Genomic DNA, 21,130 nt, shown 5'->3' on the forward strand with positions numbered 1-21,130 from the left:
GCACGCGATCCTTGCTTGCCCGGATGATTCTGGTGGCCGAGCGGCAAGCCGCTCAGTAAGTTGCGCGTCCGCCCGAAAGATCGAACACCGCGCCGGTGTTGAAGCTGCAGGAACCGGAGCACAGCCATGCGCACATGTCGGCGACCTCATCGACGCTGCCCAGGCGATGCATGGGGCTCTTGGCGATCATGGTCTGCACATGGGCCGGCGACATCTGCTCCAGCAGTGCGGTCTTCACGGCGGCCGGTGCAATGGCGTTGACCAGCACGCCGGTCTCGGCCAGCTCCTTGCCCAAGGACTTGGTCAGCGCCAGTACGCCCGCCTTTGCGGCGCTGTAGGCCGAGGCATTGGGCGTGCCTTCCTTGCCGGCCAGCGAGGCGATGTTGACGATGCGTCCGCGTCCGGCCGCGCGCATGGCCGGCGTCACGCTGCGGCAGGCATGGAAGACGCCCAGCAGGTTGACCTGCACGATGCGATGCCACTCACCGACGTCATACTCGTCCAGCGGCACGGTCGGACCGGCGTAACCGGCGTTGTTGATGAGGAAATCGATGCGCCCGGTGTCGCCCAGCAATCGCTGTGCGGCCTGCATGACCGCAGCGGCGTCGGTGATGTCGAGGCTTTCTTGCCGATAGGGCGAGGCCGGGTCGTGCAACTGGTCCCAGACGACCACCTGCGCGCCGCCAGCGGCCAGGCGTGCGCTGATGGCTGCGCCGATGCCGCCATGGCCGCCGGTGACCACGGCCACGCAGCCGCCAAAGTCATGGGATGCGCGGGAATAAGTCATGTCACGCATCCTCAGCGCACGAAGCGATCGACGTAGTCGCTGCCCAGGCCGACCGCTTCATAGTGCTTGCGGCACATGTCGAGCTTGGTGAAGACATCCTCGTAGCCTTCGAACTTGCCCCAGGGGTCGCAATAGAACATGACGCCGGTGATGTGGAAGTAGGTGATCATCTCTTCCACGTCTTCGGGCACGTAGAGGGTATGGGTCTCGCCCGGCGGTTCAAAGACGTAGCTGCCCTGTTCGGCGATCCAGTCATGTTCCAGATAGCGCCAGCGGCCTTTGAGCACCATGCCGTGCACCGGCGCCGGATGGCGGTGGCGCGACAGCACGCCGGACTTGCGCACGCGCAGCAGGTTGGTCCAGTAGCCCTGCGAGACATTCAGGCAGAGCGGACGGAACCAGACATTCTCGGCTTGCGGCACCCACACGCGTTCGTCCTCCGGGACCGCCGGATTGACCACGATCTCCAGTGGCGCTTCCTTGGGGTTGGGGAACTGGTAGGGCTTCATCTTCAGATCGGCGGGCATGGGGGTGCCGGTGGCTGTCATGTGGGGTCTCCTGATGTTCTTCTGTTGAATCCGGAATTTGTTCAATATATGGACAAAGCGTTCGCCATATGGTCAATGTCGACGATAGAAGACGGTGTGTCAATGGCGCTTCAGCCCGGACAGGCCCGCCAGAAAGCGAGCCAGAATCGCATGCGCCGGTCTGCTCCACTGCAATTGCGCGCGCGTGCAGCGTCCGCAAGACGAGCCTGCAAGCTTGTGTGAGGATGCATGAAAATTATGCATGGCTGCCGTTCAAGCCAGCCTGCGGGAGAGCATGGGCGCGCTGCGAGAACGGCTGCGTTGCTGCCGCCGTGGGATCAGGCGATCAGGCCTCGGCCGGTCCGGACCAGTGCACCTGCGCGAAGGCTTCGGACAGAAAGTCCAGCATCGCCCTGACCTTGGCCGGCAGATGCGCGCGGCTGGGGTAGACCGCGTAGATGCCGAGGTCCGGCACGGTGTAGTCGGTGAGCAGCGGGACCAGCTGTCCGCTGCGCAGGTACTGGTCGATCATGAAGGTCGGCTGGCGCGTGATGCCGATGCCGCCCAGCGCTGCCTGCACGCAGCTGTCGCCATTGTTGACGTGCATGCGCGCATTGACGCGCACGCTCACCGGACCTTCCGGCCCGCTGAACTGCCACTCGTCCTTGCCGTGGTTGTAGCTGTAACTGATGATCTGGTGTTGTGCCAGCTCGTGCGGATGGCGCGGCGTGCCGTGCTGTTCAAGGTAGTCGGGGGAAGCGCAGATGGGCAGGCTGGTGCTGGTGAGCTTGCGGTGGATCAGCGTGGAATCGGCCAGACGGGCGATGCGGATCGCCAGGTCATAGCCTTCGTCGATGATGTCGACGATGCGGTCCGAGAGGGTGATGTCCAGTTCCACTTCCGGATGGCGTTCCAGGAAGATCGGCCACAGCGGTGCCAGGTGCAGGATGCCGAAGGTCACGGGGGCATTGATGCGCAGCAGGCCGGCGGGCTTGGCGCTGCCGGCCAGCAGCAGGTCATCGGCTTCTTCCAGCGCTGCAACTATCTGCTTGCAGCGTTCCAGGTAGAGGCTGCCGGCTTCGGTCAGCGAGAGCCGCCGGGTGGTCCGCTGCATCAGGCGCGAACCCAGGCGCGCTTCCAGTTCCAGTACCGTGCGTGAGACGGCGGCCTTGGAGATGCCCAGCGCGTCGGCCGCCTTGACGAAGCTGCCGAGGTCGGCCACGGCGATGAAGCATTCGATTTCACGCAGTTTGTTCAAATCGTGTTTTCCCCGAGAGGGCGCTGCGCTGGCACCCCCCGGAACAGACGGCGGCTCAGGCAGCTGCCGGAAGTTGTGCCAGCAGGCGGGCGCCGGTGCCGAAGGCGAAGGCGTCCATGCGCAGGCTATGATACGTCGAACCGCTGTCGAGGTGTACCAGCTGTGTCCAGTCATCGGCCGCGCCCATGGCGAAGAACAGGCTCAGCAGGTGTTCGTCGCTGGGATGCGTGCGCACCGCATGCGGGGCGGTGGTCCGGTAGCCGAACAAGGCCTGCAGGTCGCCGGCCTGCATGCGGTCGAGGAACCAGCGCAGGAATTCCAGCGTATGCGGGGCATCGCCTCCCTCGATCTCGTTGCGGCGCAGTTCGCGCAGGTTGTGCGTGAAGCTGCCCGAGCCGACCAGCAAGATGCCTTCCTTGGCCAGCGGCGCCAGCAGGCGGCCGACCTGATAGTGATATTCCGGCGGCTGCTGCGATTGCAGCGACAGCTGGATCACCGGCACATCGGCTTGCGGATAGAGATAGCGCAGCGGCACCCAGGCGCCGTGATCGAGGCCCCAGCCGCCATCGGTATTGGCCGGCAGGCCGCCGTCGCGCAGGCGTTGCGCCACGTGCTCGGCCAGCGCCGGTGCGCCGGGGGCGGGATAGTCCAGTTCATAGAGTTCCTGCGGGAAACCACCGAAGTCATGGATCACGCGCGGCTTGGCCTGGTGGCCCACGCGCGGCGTGAACGTCTCCCAGTGCGGCGACACCATCACGATGCCACGCGGACGCGGCAGCGTCGCACCGATGCTGGCCAGCAGCGGCCCGGTGCGGCCCGGTTCGACGGCCAGCATGGGCGAGCCGTGCGAGACGAACAGCGAGGGCAGGGGAAGGCTATCGACGGTGCTGGAGAGAGTGGACACGGTGGACATGATGGTTTCCTTGTGAATCGCTATAAACGATATAAAACATTTAAAACATTTAAAACGTTTGGAACATCGACTGCTTTGATGCGGTTTGGAACTTTGTCGCCGGATGGCGTGCGCCGGGCACGGGCCCGGCGCTGATCCTGCGAGAGATTGTTGGCTGATGATGCCATCAATGCGCCATCAGCGCTGCGCTTCACGCTTCAGGGCAAATGCGCCATCACCCAGCAGGAACACGGCAATCAGGCCGACGATCCAGAGCGCCAGGTATTCCCAGCCGCCCTTGGGATTGGTGAAGAAGAAGCCGGCCTTGCCATGCACCAGCACGATCGCGCCCAGCAGGTCCGCTGCCAGCGGCAAGGCCAGCCAGCGACCGTAGAAGCCCAGCACCAGCGCGATGCCGCCCACCACTTCCAGTGCCATGACCGGATAGGCGAACCAGCCCGGCACGCCCAGCGAGGCGAAGAAGCCGACGGTCCCGGCGGGTGTGAAGACGAACAGTTTCAGGCCGGCGTGGACCAGGAAGAAAATGCCCATGGTGACGCGCAGCAGGAAGGCGGCGTAGTCGGCACGGGTGTTGACGGTAACGGTGGTCATGGTGATCCCGGAAAAGTGTGGAGTGGATGAAGGATGGCGAGCGTTGCGCTTTTGCTTTTTCTTGCATGCGCAACGGCAGTCGCCAAGTCCACACTGTAGGGAAGAAGGCAGGCCGGATAAACCGGTGGCGGCGGGATGGATTGTCTTGGAGAAGTTGACAATCCATCCGCGCCGGAGAGCATCAGTCTTCGCTGTCGCGCGAGACCGGCTTGGCTTCCTCGCGGCGGTTGTAGCCGGCCACCATGTCGAAGCGGAACAGGCGGCATTCCAGGGCGCCGTTGAAGAACGGGGTCTTGCGGGCTTCCTTGAGGCGCATCAGCTTGGGCAGGCCGAGGTCGGCCGAGAACAGGAACACGCTCCAGCCGGCAAAGCGCTGCTTCAGGGTGCTGGAGAAGGCGCTGAAGAACTGCGTGAACAATTCCTCGGTCGGCAAGGCACGGTCGCCGCGCACGCCGATACGTTCACCGTAGGGCGGATTGGAGAGAATGATGCCGACCAGCGGCTTGCCCTCGGCATCGACCGGCGGCTTGATTTCCTGCGCTTCGATCTGCTTGAGCGGCACTTCGAAATGCACGCCGGCGCGTACCAGGTTCTTGCGGGTCAGTTCCACCATGTCGCCGGAGATGTCGCTGCCGAACAGCGTGGGCGTGGTCGGAATCGGATTGGGTTTGAAATCGCCCTTGATGGCGAACCAGGCATCGGCATCGAAGTTGCTGAACTTCTCGAAGGCGAAGCGGCGGCGCGCGCCCGGCGGCACGCCGGCGATGATCTGCGCCGCCTCGGCCAGGATGGTGCCGGAACCGCACATGGGATCGAACAGCGGCACGCCCGGCTTCCAGCCGGCGGTACGCAGCAGGCCTGCAGCGAGGTTCTCGCGCAGCGGCGCATCACCGGTTTCTTCGCGCCAGCCGCGCTTGAACAGTGCCTCGCCCGAGGTATCGAGATAGACCGTGAAATTGTGGGCATCGACGAAACCGGCGATGCGCATGTCAGGCGTGCGCGTATTCACCGATGGGCGCAGCTTGAACTGGTCGAGGAAGCGGTCGCAGATCGCATCCTTGATCTTGAGGGTGCTGAACTCCAGGCTGCGCAGGGGCGACTTCACGGCGGTCAGGTCCACGCGGATGGTGTGCGAGACCTTGAACCAGTCTTCCCAGGCTTGCGCCAGGGTGAGGTCGTAGATGTCGTTCTCGTTCTTGTAGGAACCATGGCCCATGCGCAGCAGCACGCGGCTGGCGATGCGCGAGTGCAGGTTCATCTGGTAGGCCGCCAGCAGGGTGCCGGAGCAGTGCACGCCACCGGGAACCTGGTTGTGCACCTTGAGGTTGGCGGCAGGGCCGGCGTGCTCGGCGATCTCGTTGAGTTCTTCCGCCAGGGCCGTTTCCAGGCCGCGCGGGCAGGGACAGAAGTAAGAGTAATTGGTGTCGGGAGATTGCATGGGAGTACCTTTTATCCGTTGGAAAACAAAGTAACAAAAATGAAAAAAGCCGGACTGCGCGGCTCGCTGCGCAGTCCGGCGTCATTGTACGCTGGCCGCTCAGCCTTTCACGAAGGCACGCTCGATGAAGTCCAGGCGATCCTGGCCCCAGTAGCCTTCACCGTCGTAGACGTACCACGGCGCACCGAAGATGCTGGCGGCATTGGCCTCATCGGTGAAGCGGTCGAATTCGGCCTGCACGCTGGCCGTTTCGGCCGACTTCAGCAGGGCCGCGCCATCGTGGTCATGGGCATTGGCGATGGCGACCAGGGTGTCGTGGTCGGCGATGTTGCGTTGTTCTTCCCACACGGCGCGCATGATGGCGCCGGTCAGGCGCAGTGCGGCGGCGGTGCCGTGGGCCAGCTGGGTGGCGATGATCAGGCGCGCCGCATTGTCGCTGTTGACCGGGAAATAGGTCGGCTGCAGTACCATGGGCTTGCCCAGGAATTCGCTCCAGCGTGCCAGTTCCTTGAGGCGATAGGCCTGGCGCTGCGGTGCGCGCTTGGCCAGCGGCAGGCCGCCGGAGACACCGAAGATCTTGGACAGATCGAAGGGCTTGGGCAGGATCTGCACCTGGTATTTTTCGGCGAGGGCGACGAAACGATCGTGGCCCAGGTAGGCGAACGGTGAATGCGGCGCGAAGAAGTACTCACAGACTTTGCTCATGACCGGCTCCGGAAGGATGAGTGTGGAATGTAGCGGACGAAGACTGCTGAGATAGTTGCAGAATGATCAGAACGGCTTGACCACCACCAGGATCACGATGGCCAGCATCAGCAGCACCGGCACTTCGTTGAACCAGCGATACCAGACGTGGCTGCGCACGTTCTTGCCGTGTTCGAATTTCTTGAGTAGCGAGCCGCAGGCGTGCTGGTAGCCGATCACCAGCACCACCAGGAACAGCTTGGCATGCAGCCATCCATTGCCGGGGCCCTTCCAGAACGACCAGGTGATGGCCAGCAGCCACACGCCCAGCACCAGCGCCACCAGCGAGATCATGCCGGTGAAGCGGTACAGGCGGCGCGCCATGCCCAGCAGGCGTTCGCGCGCGACCAGGTCGGTCTCCTGCGCCAGGTTCACGAAGATGCGCGGCAGGTAGAACAGGCCGGCGAACCAGGAGGCGATGAAGACGATGTGCAGGGCTTTGATCCAGAGCATGCTATTTTTCTCCAAAGAGCTTGGACTTTAACGTCGCTTCAAACTGATCGAATGAAGCAAGTCCTCTTAAACCGGAAAAGTCGGTGGTGAGTTCAGCGACGCGCAAGCGCTGCTTGTCGGGCGAAAATTTCTTCAAGGCACGAGCGTTTAGCTCTGAAGCCGCTTTGAGTGCATCAAATAAAATCTGTTTGGGATTTTTGTTTCGTTCCCATTCTCTCTTGCCGGGGATGCCGAGTTCGGCTCTTCCATTGGGGTTTCCGGCTGCTGAGCGAATTGCATGCTCATCGCTCAGCAGCCACGCTTCCGTCATACGCATTGGGATGATCGGGACATGGTTGTGGGTCAATTCCGTGAAAGCCGATGCAATTTCAGATTCGCGCTTTTCCAGTGACTCACTTTCCGAATCACGATGCACGAACAAGACATCGCAAGGATACGCACGGATTGCCGCTGATACTCGCTCCGATAGTTCGCTTCCGACGGGTCCCAGATGACGAGCAAATTGGGGCGTGATGCCAATGGAAGGATCTTGCTGGGTGATGGCCCAATCGATGACGTGCATCAGGGCTGCGTCGGACGTTCCATCAGCCAGTAGCGTATACGAAATCAATTCACTGTCCCCTTAGCGTCCGATCATGCCAAGCTGGTGGCGCAAGAAATGACGCACCGTTTTTCCCTCTTCCATTTGCTCTTCAGAATCCTCAACGTTGAGAAAGTCCAGCAATGCGCCATAGCCTATCGGGGGGTGGCCAAGGCCACACATTGCGGCTTCACGCCAAGTTTGGGTGACTGCGGTAAAGCGAGAGAGCTGCGCGCCGTCCTTCTTGATGGCTTGTGAAACGACCAGATCGTCAGTAACAATTTTCTCAATCACCAATGGAGAATGGGTGTTGATGATGACCTGTCGAAGAGGATTATCCGTGCTATCGACCGGTACAAGAGGATCTGCCGTCATTCGATAAAGCAATTGAATCATCGCGGAAATTCGTGCTGGGTGAATGCCATTTTCAGGCTCTTCCAGGCAGATGACGCCACCGCTGTCGGAGTCCGCTCCGATAATCGACAAGGCCAGAAACCGCAATGTCCCGTCCGATAAGGCTCGGGCTTCATGCCTGATGCCTGTCGTCGTTTCCAGATACAAAGTCTTCGACTGACGAGGCTCGTCAATGTCAACGGAGACATTGGCGACGTCAGGAAGCAAATTGGCCAATTCGTTTGCGATCTCTGCATTCTTCCCGGCGATCTTCTCCAACCGGGAAAGCGTTGCCGGAAGATGCTCGCCAATGGGGGAGACTTTACTCACCGAGACAAAGTCATCAGGACGGCGCAATGCAGAGGGTTCCAACTGCAACAAAGTCCAGGACTGAATTTCGCGGCGGGCCGCGAGAGCCGTCGGACGATCGATGCTGTTGATGCCGCTTAGTGCGGTTCTCTCGGTGTTCGCAAGCGGAATGGTGACGGGATTCCCGCCTTTCTGATCTTGTCTGACTTTCAGAACCGGATGGCCGTCTTCGACATCCGTGTAAATAAAATTGATTTTGCTCCCGCCGTGGTAAACGGAATCAAAAAACTCCTTGCTATGTTCGAAGCCAAGTCTATTTCGTGCTTCACCCTTTTGAACGAAGGTCAGCACCTCTCGCGTCAGCTCGATGCCTTCGGGGCCCTTATCCGTGGCCGGCAGATACCTCAGGACCAGGTTGTATTTCAAATAGGTGACCTTGGGGCTGGCTTCCCTGCGGTAGTCATCAATCACCTTCGGGCTGACAATGAACTCTGCATCGAATTCGATTTCTTCCGCCTGAGAGGAAATCGTTTTTGTAAATAAAGAACGGATATCGCTGCGGTTGTGGCCATCCCGGTTTCGGACCCGATTGGCGGCCTCAATGATGGACTTATCTGCCAAATCCTTCAGAAACAGAATCGCATCAAAAAGATTGGATTTGCCCACGCCATTCGTACCCGCGATGCAGGTGAATGGTCCGAAGGCAACGTCGATATCTTCCAGACTCTTGAAACCCCTAACTTTTAAGCGAGTCAGCATGTGCGTTCTTCCGAAATGAGTTACTGGCGGACCTGTCCCTGGCCCAGCACCACGTATTTCAGCGAGGTCAGTCCTTCCAGTCCCACCGGGCCGCGTGCATGCAGCTTGTCGTTGGAGATGCCGATCTCCGCGCCCAGGCCGTATTCGAAGCCATCGGCAAAGCGGGTCGAGGCATTGACCATGACCGAGGCCGAATCCACTTCGCGCAGGAAACGCATGGCGCGCGTGTAGTCCTCGGTGATGATGCTGTCGGTGTGCTGCGAAGAATGGCGATTGATGTGCTCGATGGCCTCATCCATGTCGGCCACCACTTTCACGGCCAGGATGGGGGCCAGGTATTCGGTGTCCCAATCCTCTTCGGTGGCCGCCTTGAGCAGCGGGTAGCCGGCCAGGATCTCGGCGGCTTCCGGATCGCAGCGCAGTTCCACTTCCTTGACGCGATACAGTTCGGACAGCGGCGGCAGGATGGCGGCGGCGATGTTGCGCGACACCAGCAGGGTTTCCATGGTGTTGCAGGTGCCGTAGCGATGGCACTTGGCATTGAAGGCCACATCGAGTGCCTTGCGGGTGTCGGCCTTGTCGTCGATGTAGACGTGGCAGATGCCGTCGAGGTGCTTGATCATGGGCACCTTGGCTTCCTTCATGAGGCGCTCGATGAGGCCCTTGCCGCCGCGCGGGACGATCACGTCCACGTATTCCTGCATGGTGATGAGCGCACCCACGGCAGCACGGTCGGTGGTCTCGACTACCTGCACTGCCTGTTCCGGCAGACCGGCACCGGCCAGTCCTTCCTTGACCAGCTTGGCCAGCGCCTGATTGCAGTGGATGGCTTCAGAGCCGCCGCGCAGGATGGTGGCGTTGCCACTCTTGATGCACAGGCCGGCGGCATCGACCGTCACGTTCGGACGGGCTTCGTAGATGATCCCGATTACGCCCAGCGGCACGCGCATCTGGCCGACCTGGATGCCGGTGGGGCGGTACTTCATGTTGCTGATCTCGCCGATGGGATCGGGCAGGGAGGCGATCTGCTCCAGGCCTTCGGCCATGGTGGCGATGGCCTTGTCGGACAAGGTCAGGCGATCCAGCATGGCTTCGGCCAGACCGTTGGCGCGGGCAGCGTCCAGGTCCAGCGCATTGGCCGCACGCAGGGCGTCAGCGTCGCGGCGGATGGCGGCCGCGATCAGCAGCAGCGCCTGGTTCTTGGCAGCGGTATCGGCGCGCGCCATGGCGCGCGAGGCAGCACGGGCCTGCTGGCCGATGCGGTTCATGTAGAGGTCGATGTTTTCCATGCAGTTTTCTCCGGGGCGCGATGCGCGCGTCGGGTTCGATGTTCGGTATTCGATGTGCCGGGTGTACGGCCGGATCAGCGTCCGCGTGCCAGCTTCAGGCCCAGTTGCAGCAAGGCATCCCACGGGTCGCCGGCAAAGCTGCGGGCACGCAGGCCCTTGACCATGCGGTCGACCAGGGCCGCTTCCTGCAGCGCCTGTTCCAGCGCGGCCAGGCTGATGCGGCGCAGGGCCGGCTCCATCAGGCGTTCACGAGGGCCCCAGATGCGGTATTCCTTCAACAGGGCGCCCACGGGTTTGCCCTGGGCCATGCCGGATTTGAGCTTGAGCAGGGTGCGGATTTCTTCGGTGACCGCCCACAGCACCAGCGGCAGCGCCTCGCCTTCGCCCTTCAAGCCGTCCATCATGCGCGTCAGGCGCGCGATGTCGCCCGAGAGCATGGCTTCGTTGAGCTTGAAGACGTCATAACGCGCCACGTTCAGCACCGCGTCCTGCACCTGTTCGAAACTGAGCTTGCCGGGCGGATGCAGCAAGGCCAGCTTCTGGATTTCCTGGTGCGCAGCCAGCAGGTTGCCTTCCACGCGATCCGCGATGAAATCCAGGCAGGCCCGGTCGGCGCTCTGCTGCTGGGCCGCCAGGCGGTTGCCGATCCAGGCCGGCAGCTGCGCGCGTTCCACCAGCGGAATGTCGATGTAGACCGCCGCCTGCTGCAGGGCACCGACCCAGGCCGCTTTCTGCGTGGCCCAGTCCAGTTTGGGCAGGCTGATGATGGTCAGATTGTCGGGCGAGAGATTGGCGGCGTAATCCTGCAGCGCCTGTCCGCCATCCTTGCCGGGCTTGCCGGTGGGGATGCGCAGCTCGATCAGTTTCTTGTCGCCGAACAAGGATTGCGACTGGTTGGCCGCCAGCAGCTCACCCCACTTGAAGCTGCGCTCCACCACCAGTACCTCGCGCTCGGTATAGCCGTTGGCGCGTGCACTGCGGCGGATCTTGTCCGCCGCTTCCAGCGCCAGCAGGTGCTCGTCGCTGGCGATCACGTAAAGCGGGGCCAGCGATTTGCCGAGATGGGCGTCCAGGGAGTCGTGGCGCAGTTGCATGCTGATTCCGCGTGCCGCTCAGGAGTCCGAGTCGGCCGCAGCCTTCTCGTTCTTGATGGCGGTCTTGGAGGCCGACAGGCGACGCAGGATCTGCTGCACCAGGTCGGACTGCATGTCGCGGTAGAGCAGCACTTCCTCGGCCTGCTTGGCCAGTTCCTGGTTCTCGTCATAGGTGATGACGCGGCGCAGGGTGATGGCCGTCGGCGGGATCAGGATGACGCCCTTGGCATCGGTGACCGAGAAGGTGAAACGCTGGAACAGCGCGTATTCACGCACGCGGCCGTTGGTGTTCAGGGTCAGCACCTGGCGGTCGCGGGAATCGGCCAGCACCTTCAGGTTGGCTTCGGCCTCCTTGGGTTCGGACAGCACCTTGGCGCCGCTGGCCTCGATGTTGCGCTTGAGTTCCACCCCGACCGCCGAGTTGGGCGCGAAGCCCAGGTAGATGGTCTTGAAGGGCAGGTCAGCCGCGCCGCGCATATGGAAGCCGCAGGCCGTGAGCATCACGGCCGCCGCCACCAGCAGCAGCCATTGCGAGAAACGCTTGATTTGGACTTGAGCGTGCATGGAGTTCCGTCGTTAAGGTTGGGCCGGATCAGGCAACGATGTTGACCAGCTTGCCCGGCACCACGATCACCTTCTTCGGTGCGCCGGTCAGGAATTTCTTGACGTCTTCGTTGGCCAGTGCGGCGGCTTCGATGGCGGCCTTGTCGGCATCCTTCGGCACGGTCACTTCGCCGCGCAGCTTGCCGTTGACCTGCACCACCAGCTTCAGCTCGCTCTGTTCCAGCGCGGCCGCATCGACCTGCGGCCAGGCGGCGTCGAGGATGTCGCCCTGCGCCTGGGCATAGCCCAACTGCTGCCACAGCACATGGGTGATGTGCGGAGCCACCGGGTTCAGCACGCGCAGGAAGATCGAGAAGCACTCGGCGATCACTGCATCACCGGCCGCACCGGCTGCGGGCTTGGCGGCTTCCAGCGTGTTGAGCATCTTCATGCAGGCCGAGACCACGGTGTTGTACTGGATGCGCTTGAAGTCGTTGTCGGCTTGCTGCAGGACCTTGTGCACCTCGCGGCGCAGGGTCTTCAGAGCATCATCGAGCTGGGCGGCATCGAGTGCACCGGCGGCGGTGATGCGCGCAGCGTTGTTGTAGCCGAAGGCCCAGACGCGGCGCAGGAAGCGGTTGGCGCCTTCCACGCCGGCACCGGACCATTCCAGGGTCTGCTCCGGCGGCGAGGCGAACATGGTGAACAGGCGGGCCGTATCGGCACCGTACTGGTCGATCTGCGCTTGCGGGTCGATGCCGTTGTTCTTGGACTTGGACATCTTCTCGGTGCCGCCGATCATCACCGGCTGGCCGTCTTCCTTCAACACGGCCGAGACCGGACGGCCCTTGTCGTCGAAGGACAGGTCCACGTCAGCCGGGTTGTACCAGGTCTTCTTGCCGGCGGCGTCTTCGCGATAGTAGGTCTCGTTCAAGACCATGCCTTGCGTGAGCAGGTTGGTGAAGGGCTCGTCGAACTTGACCAGGCCGAAGTCGCGCATGACCTTGGTCCAGAAGCGCGCGTACAGCAGGTGCAGCACGGCGTGTTCGATGCCGCCGATGTACTGGTCCATGGGCATCCAGTAATCGTTGCGGGAGTCGACCATCGCCTCGTTGCTGCCCGGCGAGGTATAGCGCATGTAGTACCAGGACGAATCCACGAAGGTGTCCATGGTGTCGGTTTCGCGGCGGGCCGGCTTGCCGCAGCAGGGGCAGTCGACCTTGAGGAATTGCTCATGCTTGTTGAGCGGATTGCCGCTGCCGTCCGGCACGCAGTCTTCCGGCAGCACCACCGGCAGGTCCTTCTCGGGCACCGGCACGTCGCCGCAATCCGGGCAATGGATGATGGGGATCGGGGTGCCCCAGTAACGCTGGCGCGAGATACCCCAGTCGCGCAGGCGGAAGGTCACCTTCTTCTCGCCCAGGCCCTGTGCGGCCAGATCGGCGGCGACCGCGTCGACGGCGGCCTGATAGCCCAGGCCATCGTACTTGCCGGACGCGATGGTCTTGCCGGCTTCCTTGTCGCCGTACCATTCTTCCCAGGCTTCGGTGGAGTAGGTCTTGCCTTCCACGGCGATGACCTGCTTGATCGGCAGCTTGTATTTGCGGGCGAAGGCGAAGTCGCGCTCGTCATGCGCCGGCACGCCCATCACGGCACCGTCGCCGTAGGTGATGAGCACATAGTTGCCAACCCAGACTTCGACCTGCTCGCCGGTCAGCGGATGGGTGACGAACAGGCCGGTCGGCATGCCCTTCTTTTCCATGGTCGCCATGTCGGCTTCGATCACGCTGCCTTGCTTGCATTCGGCGATGAAGGCTTGCAGGGCCGGATTGTTTTCTGCGGCGAGGGTGGCCAGCGGGTGTTCCGGGGCCACGGCGCAGAAGGTCACGCCCATGATGGTGTCGGCGCGGGTGGTGAAGACGAACAGCTTGCCGTCGTTGATCAGCTGGCCGTCCGCGCCCTTGATCTGGTGCGGGAAGGCGAAGCGCACGCCGGTGGACTTGCCGATCCAGTTGGCCTGCATCAGGCGCACGCGTTCGGGCCAGCCGGGCAGCTTGGTCTCGACGTGTTCCAGCAGTTCGTCGGCGTAGTCGGTGATCTTGGCGTAGTACATCGGGATCTCGCGCTTTTCGATCACGGCACCCGAGCGCCAGCCACGGCCGTCGATGACCTGCTCGTTGGCCAGCACGGTCTGGTCGATCGGATCCCAGTTCACGGTCCCGGTCTTCTTGTAGATGATGCCCTTCTCCAGCATCTTCAGGAACATCCACTGGTTCCACTTGTAGTACTCGGGACGGCAGGCCGTCATCTCGCGCGACCAGTCGATGGCCAGGCCCATCGACTGCATCTGCGACTTCATATATTCAATATTGGAATAAGTCCACTGCGCCGGCGGCACGCCATTGGCCATGGCGGCGTTTTCGGCGGGCATGCCGAAGGCATCCCAGCCCATGGGCATCAGGACGTTGTAGCCGTTCATGCGCAGGTAGCGATACATCACATCGTTGATGGTGTAGTTGCGCACGTGGCCCATGTGCAGCTTGCCGGAGGGGTAGGGCAGCATCGAGCAGGCGTAGAACTTCTTCTTGTCGCGGCCTTCCTTGTCGCGGGCGTTTTCGACGGTCTTGTAGGCGTCGATGGCGTTCCAGTGCTGCTGTGCGGACTGTTCAACTTCGGCTGGGCTGTATTTATCTTGCATGACGGGCTGATACGGATGGAATTCGGTTGGGAGGGGACTGCAATTCGAAACCCTGCATTATACCGGCTCACCGCCCCGGCGCGGCATTCCGGCCCGCCCTTGCGCGGCCCCCGCGCCGCCCCGCCCGAAAAAAAGCCCGCCTCGGTGAAGAGGCGGGCCAAGACCCCTGTGCCTGAGCAGGGCGGCAGCAGGGATAGCAGCTACACGGTTCCCGCCTGCGAGGGGGCGACGGACTGGGATGGTGCGCTGACCAGCATGAAGGCTGGCGTGACGTATGAAACCATCGGCAACGGCGGCGTGGCGTGTTCTCGAAATACTTCTTGTTAATTCTCGAAAAATTGTGAAAAAGCAATTTTTTATTGAGGTTGGCTTGAATTTGGCTGCTTCGTTTGACGGGAGATGGAAAGTCGCTGCGAGCCAGCATTTGTGAGGTTTTCGTTCACATTCCACACGGTTTGATGGTCATGAGGGCGTAACAATCGGGCGGCATCATGAAATCGTTTTCATTTGCCCCGGAAACCCCGTGCGTCCGTCCATCAAACAAGTTGCCCATCTGGCTGGCGTGTCCATTGCCACCGTGTCCCGCCTGCTCAACAAGCCGGGGTCGGTCAGTGCGGAAACCGCCGAGAAGATCCACCGCAGCATCGCCGAACTGGGGTTCCGTCCCAATTTCACCGGCCGCAACTTGCGCGCCGGCAATTCGCGCACGGTCGGGGTGGTGGTGCCGACCCTGTCCAACACGGTGTTCGCCCAGTGCCTGCAAGGCATCGAGCTGGCCGCGCGCGCGCTGGACTACTCGGTCATGTTCACCACCACCGAATACCTGCCCGAGGATGAGTCGGCGGCGGTGGAGTTGCTGCTGGGCCATCGCGTCGATGGCGTGATCCTGACGGTGGCCGATGCCGGTGCCAATGCCACGCTGGACCTGCTGGAGCGAGAGCGCATTCCCTTCGTGCTGGCCTACAACCAGCTGGCCTCGGCAGCCGATGCGGATGCCGAGGCCGCCACGCATCGCGCTTCGGTCTCGGTGGACAACCGCGCTGCCGCCTGCGATGCCGTCAGCCACCTGATCGGGCTGGGGCATCGCCGCATCCAGATGCTCTCGGGGCGTTTCAATGCCTCCGACCGCGCCATGCAGCGCTACTGCGGTTATCTCGATGCCATGCAAGCGGCCGGTCTGGCGCCGCTGCCGGCCATCGAGGTCGAGCGCCACACGCTCACCGCTGCCACCGATTACCAGCAGATGATGGCCGACCCCTTGCATCGCCCGACGGCGCTGTTCTGTTCCAACGACCTGCTGGCCCTGAGCGCCATGCGCGACCTGCGCGCGCTGGGCTTGCAGGTGCCGGAGGACATCTCGGTGATGGGCTTCGACGGCATCCCTGTCGGGGCGCTGATGCAGCCGGTGCTGGCCAGCGTGGTGCAGCCCTCCGAGCAGATCGGCGATGTCGCCCTGCGCACGCTGGTCGATGCCATCGAGCGCGCGCTGCCGGCAGCTGCCGCCGCTGCGGCGGTCGAGGAGGCGCCGGTACCGGTCATCGCCGGGGTGCGCCACATCCTTCCGCATACGCTGCGCGAAGGGGGCTCGGTAGCACCGCCTGCACCGGCCTCTTGCTGATGCTGATGTCGTCAAGAATTTGTTGTGCCCTCGTTGTTCAACCCTTAGGAAAGGATCTGACATGTTCCTGAAACGTGTTATTCAAACTGCTGCCGGCGCGCTGTTGCTGTCGGCTTCCCTGGCCGCTTCGGCCCAGACCGCGATCTGCTACAACTGTCCGCCCGAGTGGGCGGACTGGGCTGCGCAGATCAAGGCCATCAAGGACAAGACCGGCATCACGGTGCCGCCCGACAACAAGAACAGCGGCCAGGCCCTGGCCCAGCTGACGGCCGAGAAGGCCAGCCCGGTGGCGGATTTCACCTACCTGGGCGTGTCCTTCGGCATCGAAGCGAAGAACAAGGACCTGGTGGCCGCCTACAAGCCGGCCCACTGGAACGACATCCCCAACGGACTGAAGGATCCTGACGGTTACTGGGTCACCATCCACTCCGGCACCATGGGCATCATGGTCAACGTCGATGCCTTGAAGGGCAAGCCCGTGCCCAAGTCCTGGGCCGACCTGCAGAAGCCCGAGTACAAGGGCCTGATCGGCTACCTCGATCCGGCCTCGGCCTTCGTCGGCTATGTCGGCGCGGTGGCGATCAACCAGGCCATGGGCGGTACGCTGGACGATTTCTCGCCGGCCATCACCTTCTTCAAGAACCTGCAGAAGAACCAGCCCATCGTGCCCAAGCAGACTTCCTATGCACGCCTGATCTCGGGTGAAATTCCCATCCTGCTGGGCTATGACTTCGACGCCTATCGCGCCAAGTACAAGGATCACGCCAACGTGGCGTTCGTGATTCCCTCGGAAGGCACCGTCACCGTGCCCTACGTGGTCTCGCTGGTGAAGAACGGACCGCACCAGGCTGAAGCGAAGAAGGTGCTGGACTTCCTGCTCTCCGACCAGGGCCAGGCGATCTGGGCCAATGCCTACCTGCGCCCGGTGCGTGCGGCGGCGATGTCGAAGGAAGCCGAAGCACGCTTCCTGCCGGCCTCGGAATACGCCCGTGCCAAGGCGGTGGACTACGGCAAGATGGCCGAAGCCCAGCGCAAGTTCGGCGAGCGCTACCTGGCCGAAGTACGCTGAATGCAGACCGCAGGAGCAAGCATGAAGAGCATGATTCCCCCGGCGTCCGGCGCGCCGACCCCGCTGGCCGGCCAGCTGCCGGCGGCGCGTCCGCGCGCAGCCGGCAACGGTGTCTGGCTGTGGTTCGCCGTCCCCGGCCTGACCCTGTTCTGCGCCTTCTGGCTGCTGCCCATGGTGCGGCTGGTCGGCGTGGGCGCCTCGGGACCGGATGGCGCGATGGCCTATCTGTCGGTGCTGACCAACCGCCATTACTTCACCAGCCTGATGTCCACGCTGGCGCTGTCGGCAGTGGTCACGGTCGCCACGCTGGCCATCTCGGTGTTCGTCGGCTTGTTCCTGCAACGCAATCGTTTTCCTGGCCAGTCGGTGTTGCTGGCCATGCTGACCTTCCCGCTGGCGTTTCCCGGCGTGGTGGTCGGCTTCATGGTCATCATGCTGGCCGGACGCCAGGGGCTCATCGGTGCCTTCACCAACTGGCTCTTTGGCGAATCGCTGGTGTTCGCGTATTCGCTGGCGGGGCTGTTCCTGGGTTACCTGTATTTCTCGATTCCGCGCGTGATCCTCACTGTCGTGGCTGCCGCTGAAAAACTCGATCCCTCGCTGGAAGAAGCGGCACGCTCGCTCGGTGCCAAGCCGTGGCAGGTGCTGCTGCACGTGGTGCTGCCCGCACTGCTGCCGGCGCTCATTTCATCGGGGGCGATCTGCTTTGCCACCAGCGTCGGTGCCTTCGGAACCGCCTTCACGCTGGCGGCCAATATCGATGTGCTGCCCATGACCATCTACAACGAATTTACCGGCTACGCCAACTTCGCCACGGCGGCCTCGCTGTCCATCGTGCTGGGCCTGATCACCTGGGCGGTGCTGGCACTGGCGCGTTCGCTCACCGGCAGCGGCGTGGCCGCTGCGGCATAAGGAAGAGCCATGCAAAATCGTTTCCGTTTTTACCTGCAGCTGGGATTCACGCTGCTGGTGTGCGCCTTCCTGGTGGTGCCGGTGGTGCTGTCGATGCTGGCCGGCGTGACCGAGAATTTCTTCGTCGGCTTGTCCAGCGGACTGACGCTGCGCTGGGTGGCCCAGGTGTGGGAGATGTACCAGCCTACCATCTGGCGCTCGCTCATCATCGCGCTGGCCTGCCTGGCGGTGACCCTGGTGGCCGGCGTGCCGCTGGCCTACATGCTGGCGCGCTATCGCGGCGGCCACAGCCGCCTGGCGCGCGTCATCGAAGAGTTGCTCATGATGCCGGTGGCCGTGCCGGGCCTGGCCACCGCACTGGCGCTGATCATGGCTTATGGCCAGTTGCGCGGGTTCCGCGCCAGCATTCTCTTCATCCTGGTCGGCCACGTGATCTTCACGCTGCCCTTCATGGTGCGCCCGGTGCTGGCGGTGATGCAGTCCTCGCAGCTGGCCCAGCTGGAAGAAGCCGCCGCCAGCCTGGGGGCGGGGCGGATGCGCCGCTTCTTCGGCATCGTCATTCCCAATGCCGCCTCGGGCATCCTGGCCGGGGCGCTGATGGTGGTCACGCTTTCCATCGGCGAATTCAACATCACCTGGATGCTGCACACGCCGCTGACCCAGACCCTGCCGGTGGGCCTGGCCGATGCCTATGCATCGATGCGGCTGGAGGTGGGGTCGGCCTATACGCTGATCTTCTTTTTCATGATCATTCCGCTCCTGATCGGCATGCAGTGGGCGACCCAGGCAACACGCAAGAAAGTCAGTCTATGAAGCCCAAGCAAGAAGCCGTTTCCATCCGCCTGCAGCAATGCGCCAAGTCCTTCGCCAATGGCACGCGTGCGCTGCAGCCGCTGGACCTCGATATCCATCCCGGTGAAACCCTGGTCCTGCTCGGTCCCTCGGGCTGCGGCAAGACCACCACGCTGCGCATGATCGCCGGGCTGGAGTTTCCCGATGAAGGCGGGCGCGTGTTCTTCGGCGACGAAGACGTGACCGCACTGCCGATTGAAAAGCGTGGCGTGGGCATGGTGTTCCAGAACTATGCGCTGTTCCCCAACATGAGCGTGGGCGAGAACATCGCCTATGGCATGAAGATCCGCAAGATCCCCGCCGGCGAACGTGCCGAGCGCGTCGAGCGCCTGCTCGAGATGGTGCATCTGCAAGGCCTTTCGCATCGCCGCGTGGACCAGCTTTCGGGCGGCCAGAAGCAGCGTGTGGCCCTGGCGCGCGCACTGGCGATGGAGCCGCGCGTGCTGCTGCTGGACGAACCGCTGACGGCACTCGATGCCAAGCTGCGCGAAGCTGTGCGCAGTGACCTCAACAAGCTGCTGCGCAGCCTCGGCATCACCGCCATCTATGTCACCCACGACCAGGGCGAGGCCATGGCGCTGGGCGACCGCATCGTGGTCATGGAACGCGGCAAGATTTCGCAGATCGGTACCCCGCGCGAGATCTACTATCATCCCGCCAATGACTTCGTGGCCGATTTCATCGGGGCGATGAATCGCGTGCAAGGTATCGTTTCGGGAGATAGATTGCTATTGCCCACAGGGAGCCTGCCGTTGCTCGACAAGCTCGATGCGGCCCAGCAGGGGCAGCAGGCCTGTGCCCTGTTCCGTCCCGAAGATGTCGAGGTGGTGGATGTCACCGAAGCCGATGCGCAGTGCGTGCGCGGCAAGCTGCTCAACACTTTCTTCCTCGGCGACCGTACCCGTTTTGAAATCGAGATTGGCACCGAACGCCCGGTCATTGCCGAGACCAGCCGCCGTGGCTGGTGGGAAGCCGGCCAGCAGATCGCCATCCGCGTGCCGGCCGAAGCACTGGTAAAACTGGCACCGCGTGCCGAGAAGGAGACCGCATGATCCTGGGACAGATTTCCGACCTGCACATCAAGACCGATGGCAAGAAATCCTATCGCGTGGTGGATACCGCCGAAGCACTGCGCCGCTGCGTGCGGCAGGTCAATGCCTTGAAGCAGAAGCCGGACGTGCTGGTCATCACCGGCGACCTGGTGGACTTCGGCAAGCCCTCCGAATATGCCTGCCTGCGTGACTTGCTGGCACCGCTGACCATGCCGTACTACCTGTTGCCGGGCAACCATGACGAGCGCAATGCGCTGCGCGCGGCCTTCCCGGAGCACACCTATCTGCAGCAGGGCGGCGAGCGCATCGAGTATGTGATCGAGGATCATCCGGTGCGCATCATCGCGCTCGATACCGTGATCCCGCGCGCCAGCGGCGGCGAGCTGGCTACTTCCAGCCTGCTGTGGCTGGATGAGGTGCTGGCCCAGCAGCCGGAACGGCCGACCGTGATCGCCATGCATCACCCGCCCTTTACCACCGGCATCGGGCACATGGATGACATGGGGCTGGCCGATCCGCAGGCATTGGAGGCGGTGGTACGAAAGCATCCGCAGGTTGAACGCATCCTGTGCGGCCACCTGCATCGCTCCATTCAGCGGCGCTTTGGCGGGACGCTGGCCACGACTTGTCCGGGCGTGTCACACCAGGTGCAGCTGGACCTGGATCCGCAAGCACCTTCCTGCTTCGTCATGGAGCCGCCGGGATTCCAGTTGCACTGGTGGGATGCGGCTGCGCAGAGCCTGGTCAGTCATACGGCCTTCATCGGGGAATTCGATGGGCCGTACCCGTTTTATGATGGGGATGAGTTGATTGATTGATCGATTGAACGATCGATCGCTTGGTTGATTGATCTCTTTGAGAGATCAATCAGGGCCGCCGCAGCGATGGGGGAGATGAATGGAAAACGGCAATATCACTTCCACACCAGCGCAATGACCGGCGGCTCGCCATAATCCTCGCAGCGGTCATTGATGGCCGTGCAGCAGAATTCCACATCTTCCACCAGGTCCGGCAGGCGCTGGTGCAGCTCGGCGCTGTGGCTGATCTCGATGGTCAGCACTTCCTTGGGTTTGAGCGTGAACTTGCACATGCCGTCCTCATCGCGCAGGTAGGACAGGCAATCGACCCAGGCATCCATGCTGCGGCCATAGAAATCCGGGAAGCCGAAGGCGGCTGCGCTCTCGGTATGGAAACTGTCCCAGTCGGTGATGCGGTCGCCCGCCAGTTGTACGGTGGCCATGCCTGCTCTCT

21 protein-coding genes are annotated in these 21,130 nt (G+C 62.7%); 6 read left to right on the forward strand and 15 right to left on the reverse strand.

Annotation, left to right across the window (positions count from 1 at the left end):
* Positions 1-52: 52 nt before the first annotated feature.
* From ACWFUC_RS08180 to leuS, 14 genes are all read right to left on the reverse strand, one after another.
* Positions 53-787 (reverse strand): SDR family NAD(P)-dependent oxidoreductase, encoded by a 735-nt coding sequence (locus tag ACWFUC_RS08180; protein WP_343724146.1) that lies wholly within the window; start codon positions 785-787, stop codon positions 53-55.
* A gap of 11 nt (positions 788-798) precedes the next feature.
* On the reverse strand, positions 799-1,335 hold the full coding sequence (locus ACWFUC_RS08185) for a 2,4'-dihydroxyacetophenone dioxygenase family protein (RefSeq protein WP_121042930.1): 537 nt from the start codon (positions 1,333-1,335) through the stop codon (positions 799-801).
* Between the two features lie 325 nt (positions 1,336-1,660).
* Positions 1,661-2,572, reverse strand: coding sequence for a LysR family transcriptional regulator (locus tag ACWFUC_RS08190; protein ID WP_489624624.1), 912 nt, complete (start codon positions 2,570-2,572; stop codon positions 1,661-1,663).
* A gap of 55 nt (positions 2,573-2,627) precedes the next feature.
* Complete coding sequence (locus ACWFUC_RS08195) at positions 2,628-3,485, reverse strand: dioxygenase family protein (protein ID WP_489624625.1); 858 nt, start codon at positions 3,483-3,485, stop codon at positions 2,628-2,630.
* Positions 3,486-3,662: 177 nt separating this feature from the next.
* Complete coding sequence (locus ACWFUC_RS08200) at positions 3,663-4,076, reverse strand: DoxX family protein (protein WP_121042936.1); 414 nt, start codon at positions 4,074-4,076, stop codon at positions 3,663-3,665.
* Between the two features lie 181 nt (positions 4,077-4,257).
* On the reverse strand, positions 4,258-5,514 hold the full coding sequence (locus ACWFUC_RS08205; RefSeq protein ID WP_489624626.1) for a THUMP domain-containing class I SAM-dependent RNA methyltransferase: 1,257 nt from the start codon (positions 5,512-5,514) through the stop codon (positions 4,258-4,260).
* Between the two features lie 99 nt (positions 5,515-5,613).
* Positions 5,614-6,219: a 2-hydroxychromene-2-carboxylate isomerase gene (locus ACWFUC_RS08210; protein WP_489624627.1), complete on the reverse strand. Its 606-nt coding sequence runs from the start codon at positions 6,217-6,219 to the stop codon at positions 5,614-5,616.
* Positions 6,220-6,285: 66 nt separating this feature from the next.
* Positions 6,286-6,711 carry a CopD family protein gene (locus ACWFUC_RS08215; RefSeq protein WP_008325441.1) on the reverse strand — a complete coding sequence of 142 codons (426 nt, stop codon included), beginning with the start codon at positions 6,709-6,711 and terminating at the stop codon, positions 6,286-6,288.
* A 1-nt stretch (position 6,712) separates the two neighbouring features.
* Positions 6,713-7,273 (reverse strand): hypothetical protein, encoded by a 561-nt coding sequence (locus ACWFUC_RS08220; RefSeq protein ID WP_420105125.1) that lies wholly within the window; start codon positions 7,271-7,273, stop codon positions 6,713-6,715.
* Positions 7,274-7,333: 60 nt separating this feature from the next.
* Positions 7,334-8,752 (reverse strand): AAA family ATPase, encoded by a 1,419-nt coding sequence (locus ACWFUC_RS08225; protein WP_420105124.1) that lies wholly within the window; start codon positions 8,750-8,752, stop codon positions 7,334-7,336.
* Positions 8,753-8,772: 20 nt separating this feature from the next.
* Positions 8,773-10,041, reverse strand: a complete 1,269-nt coding sequence (locus tag ACWFUC_RS08230) for a glutamate-5-semialdehyde dehydrogenase (RefSeq protein ID WP_034340111.1) — start codon at positions 10,039-10,041, stop codon at positions 8,773-8,775.
* 74 nt (positions 10,042-10,115) lie between these two features.
* Positions 10,116-11,135, reverse strand: a complete 1,020-nt coding sequence (gene holA, locus ACWFUC_RS08235) for a DNA polymerase III subunit delta (RefSeq protein ID WP_121042941.1) — start codon at positions 11,133-11,135, stop codon at positions 10,116-10,118.
* 18 nt (positions 11,136-11,153) lie between these two features.
* Complete coding sequence (locus tag ACWFUC_RS08240; RefSeq protein ID WP_051057643.1) at positions 11,154-11,699, reverse strand: LPS-assembly lipoprotein LptE; 546 nt, start codon at positions 11,697-11,699, stop codon at positions 11,154-11,156.
* Between the two features lie 28 nt (positions 11,700-11,727).
* Positions 11,728-14,376 (reverse strand): leucine--tRNA ligase, encoded by a 2,649-nt coding sequence (gene leuS, locus ACWFUC_RS08245; RefSeq protein ID WP_252697250.1) that lies wholly within the window; start codon positions 14,374-14,376, stop codon positions 11,728-11,730.
* Between the two features lie 523 nt (positions 14,377-14,899).
* Here leuS and ACWFUC_RS08250 point away from each other — a divergent pair.
* The 6 genes from ACWFUC_RS08250 to ACWFUC_RS08275 all read left to right on the forward strand — a co-directional run bounded on the left by ACWFUC_RS08250 (position 14,900) and on the right by ACWFUC_RS08275 (position 20,697).
* On the forward strand, positions 14,900-15,994 hold the full coding sequence (locus ACWFUC_RS08250) for a LacI family DNA-binding transcriptional regulator (RefSeq protein ID WP_489624628.1): 1,095 nt from the start codon (positions 14,900-14,902) through the stop codon (positions 15,992-15,994).
* Between the two features lie 61 nt (positions 15,995-16,055).
* Positions 16,056-17,063: an ABC transporter substrate-binding protein gene (locus ACWFUC_RS08255; RefSeq protein WP_034338144.1), complete on the forward strand. Its 1,008-nt coding sequence runs from the start codon at positions 16,056-16,058 to the stop codon at positions 17,061-17,063.
* A gap of 30 nt (positions 17,064-17,093) precedes the next feature.
* Positions 17,094-17,975: an ABC transporter permease gene (locus ACWFUC_RS08260; protein WP_489625524.1), complete on the forward strand. Its 882-nt coding sequence runs from the start codon at positions 17,094-17,096 to the stop codon at positions 17,973-17,975.
* A gap of 9 nt (positions 17,976-17,984) precedes the next feature.
* Positions 17,985-18,788, forward strand: a complete 804-nt coding sequence (locus tag ACWFUC_RS08265; protein WP_134221345.1) for an ABC transporter permease — start codon at positions 17,985-17,987, stop codon at positions 18,786-18,788.
* Positions 18,785-19,879 (forward strand): ABC transporter ATP-binding protein, encoded by a 1,095-nt coding sequence (locus ACWFUC_RS08270; protein ID WP_034341014.1) that lies wholly within the window; start codon positions 18,785-18,787, stop codon positions 19,877-19,879. Before ACWFUC_RS08265 ends, ACWFUC_RS08270 begins: the two co-directional genes overlap by 4 nt.
* Complete coding sequence (locus tag ACWFUC_RS08275; RefSeq protein WP_134221347.1) at positions 19,876-20,697, forward strand: phosphodiesterase; 822 nt, start codon at positions 19,876-19,878, stop codon at positions 20,695-20,697. Before ACWFUC_RS08270 ends, ACWFUC_RS08275 begins: the two co-directional genes overlap by 4 nt.
* 95 nt (positions 20,698-20,792) lie before the next feature.
* On the opposite strand, the gene ACWFUC_RS08280 is transcribed toward ACWFUC_RS08275, so the two are convergent.
* Positions 20,793-21,119: a barstar family protein gene (locus tag ACWFUC_RS08280; RefSeq protein ID WP_134221348.1), complete on the reverse strand. Its 327-nt coding sequence runs from the start codon at positions 21,117-21,119 to the stop codon at positions 20,793-20,795.
* Positions 21,120-21,130: the final 11 nt, after the last annotated feature.

Source organism: Herbaspirillum sp. Her4 (assembly GCF_057961335.1).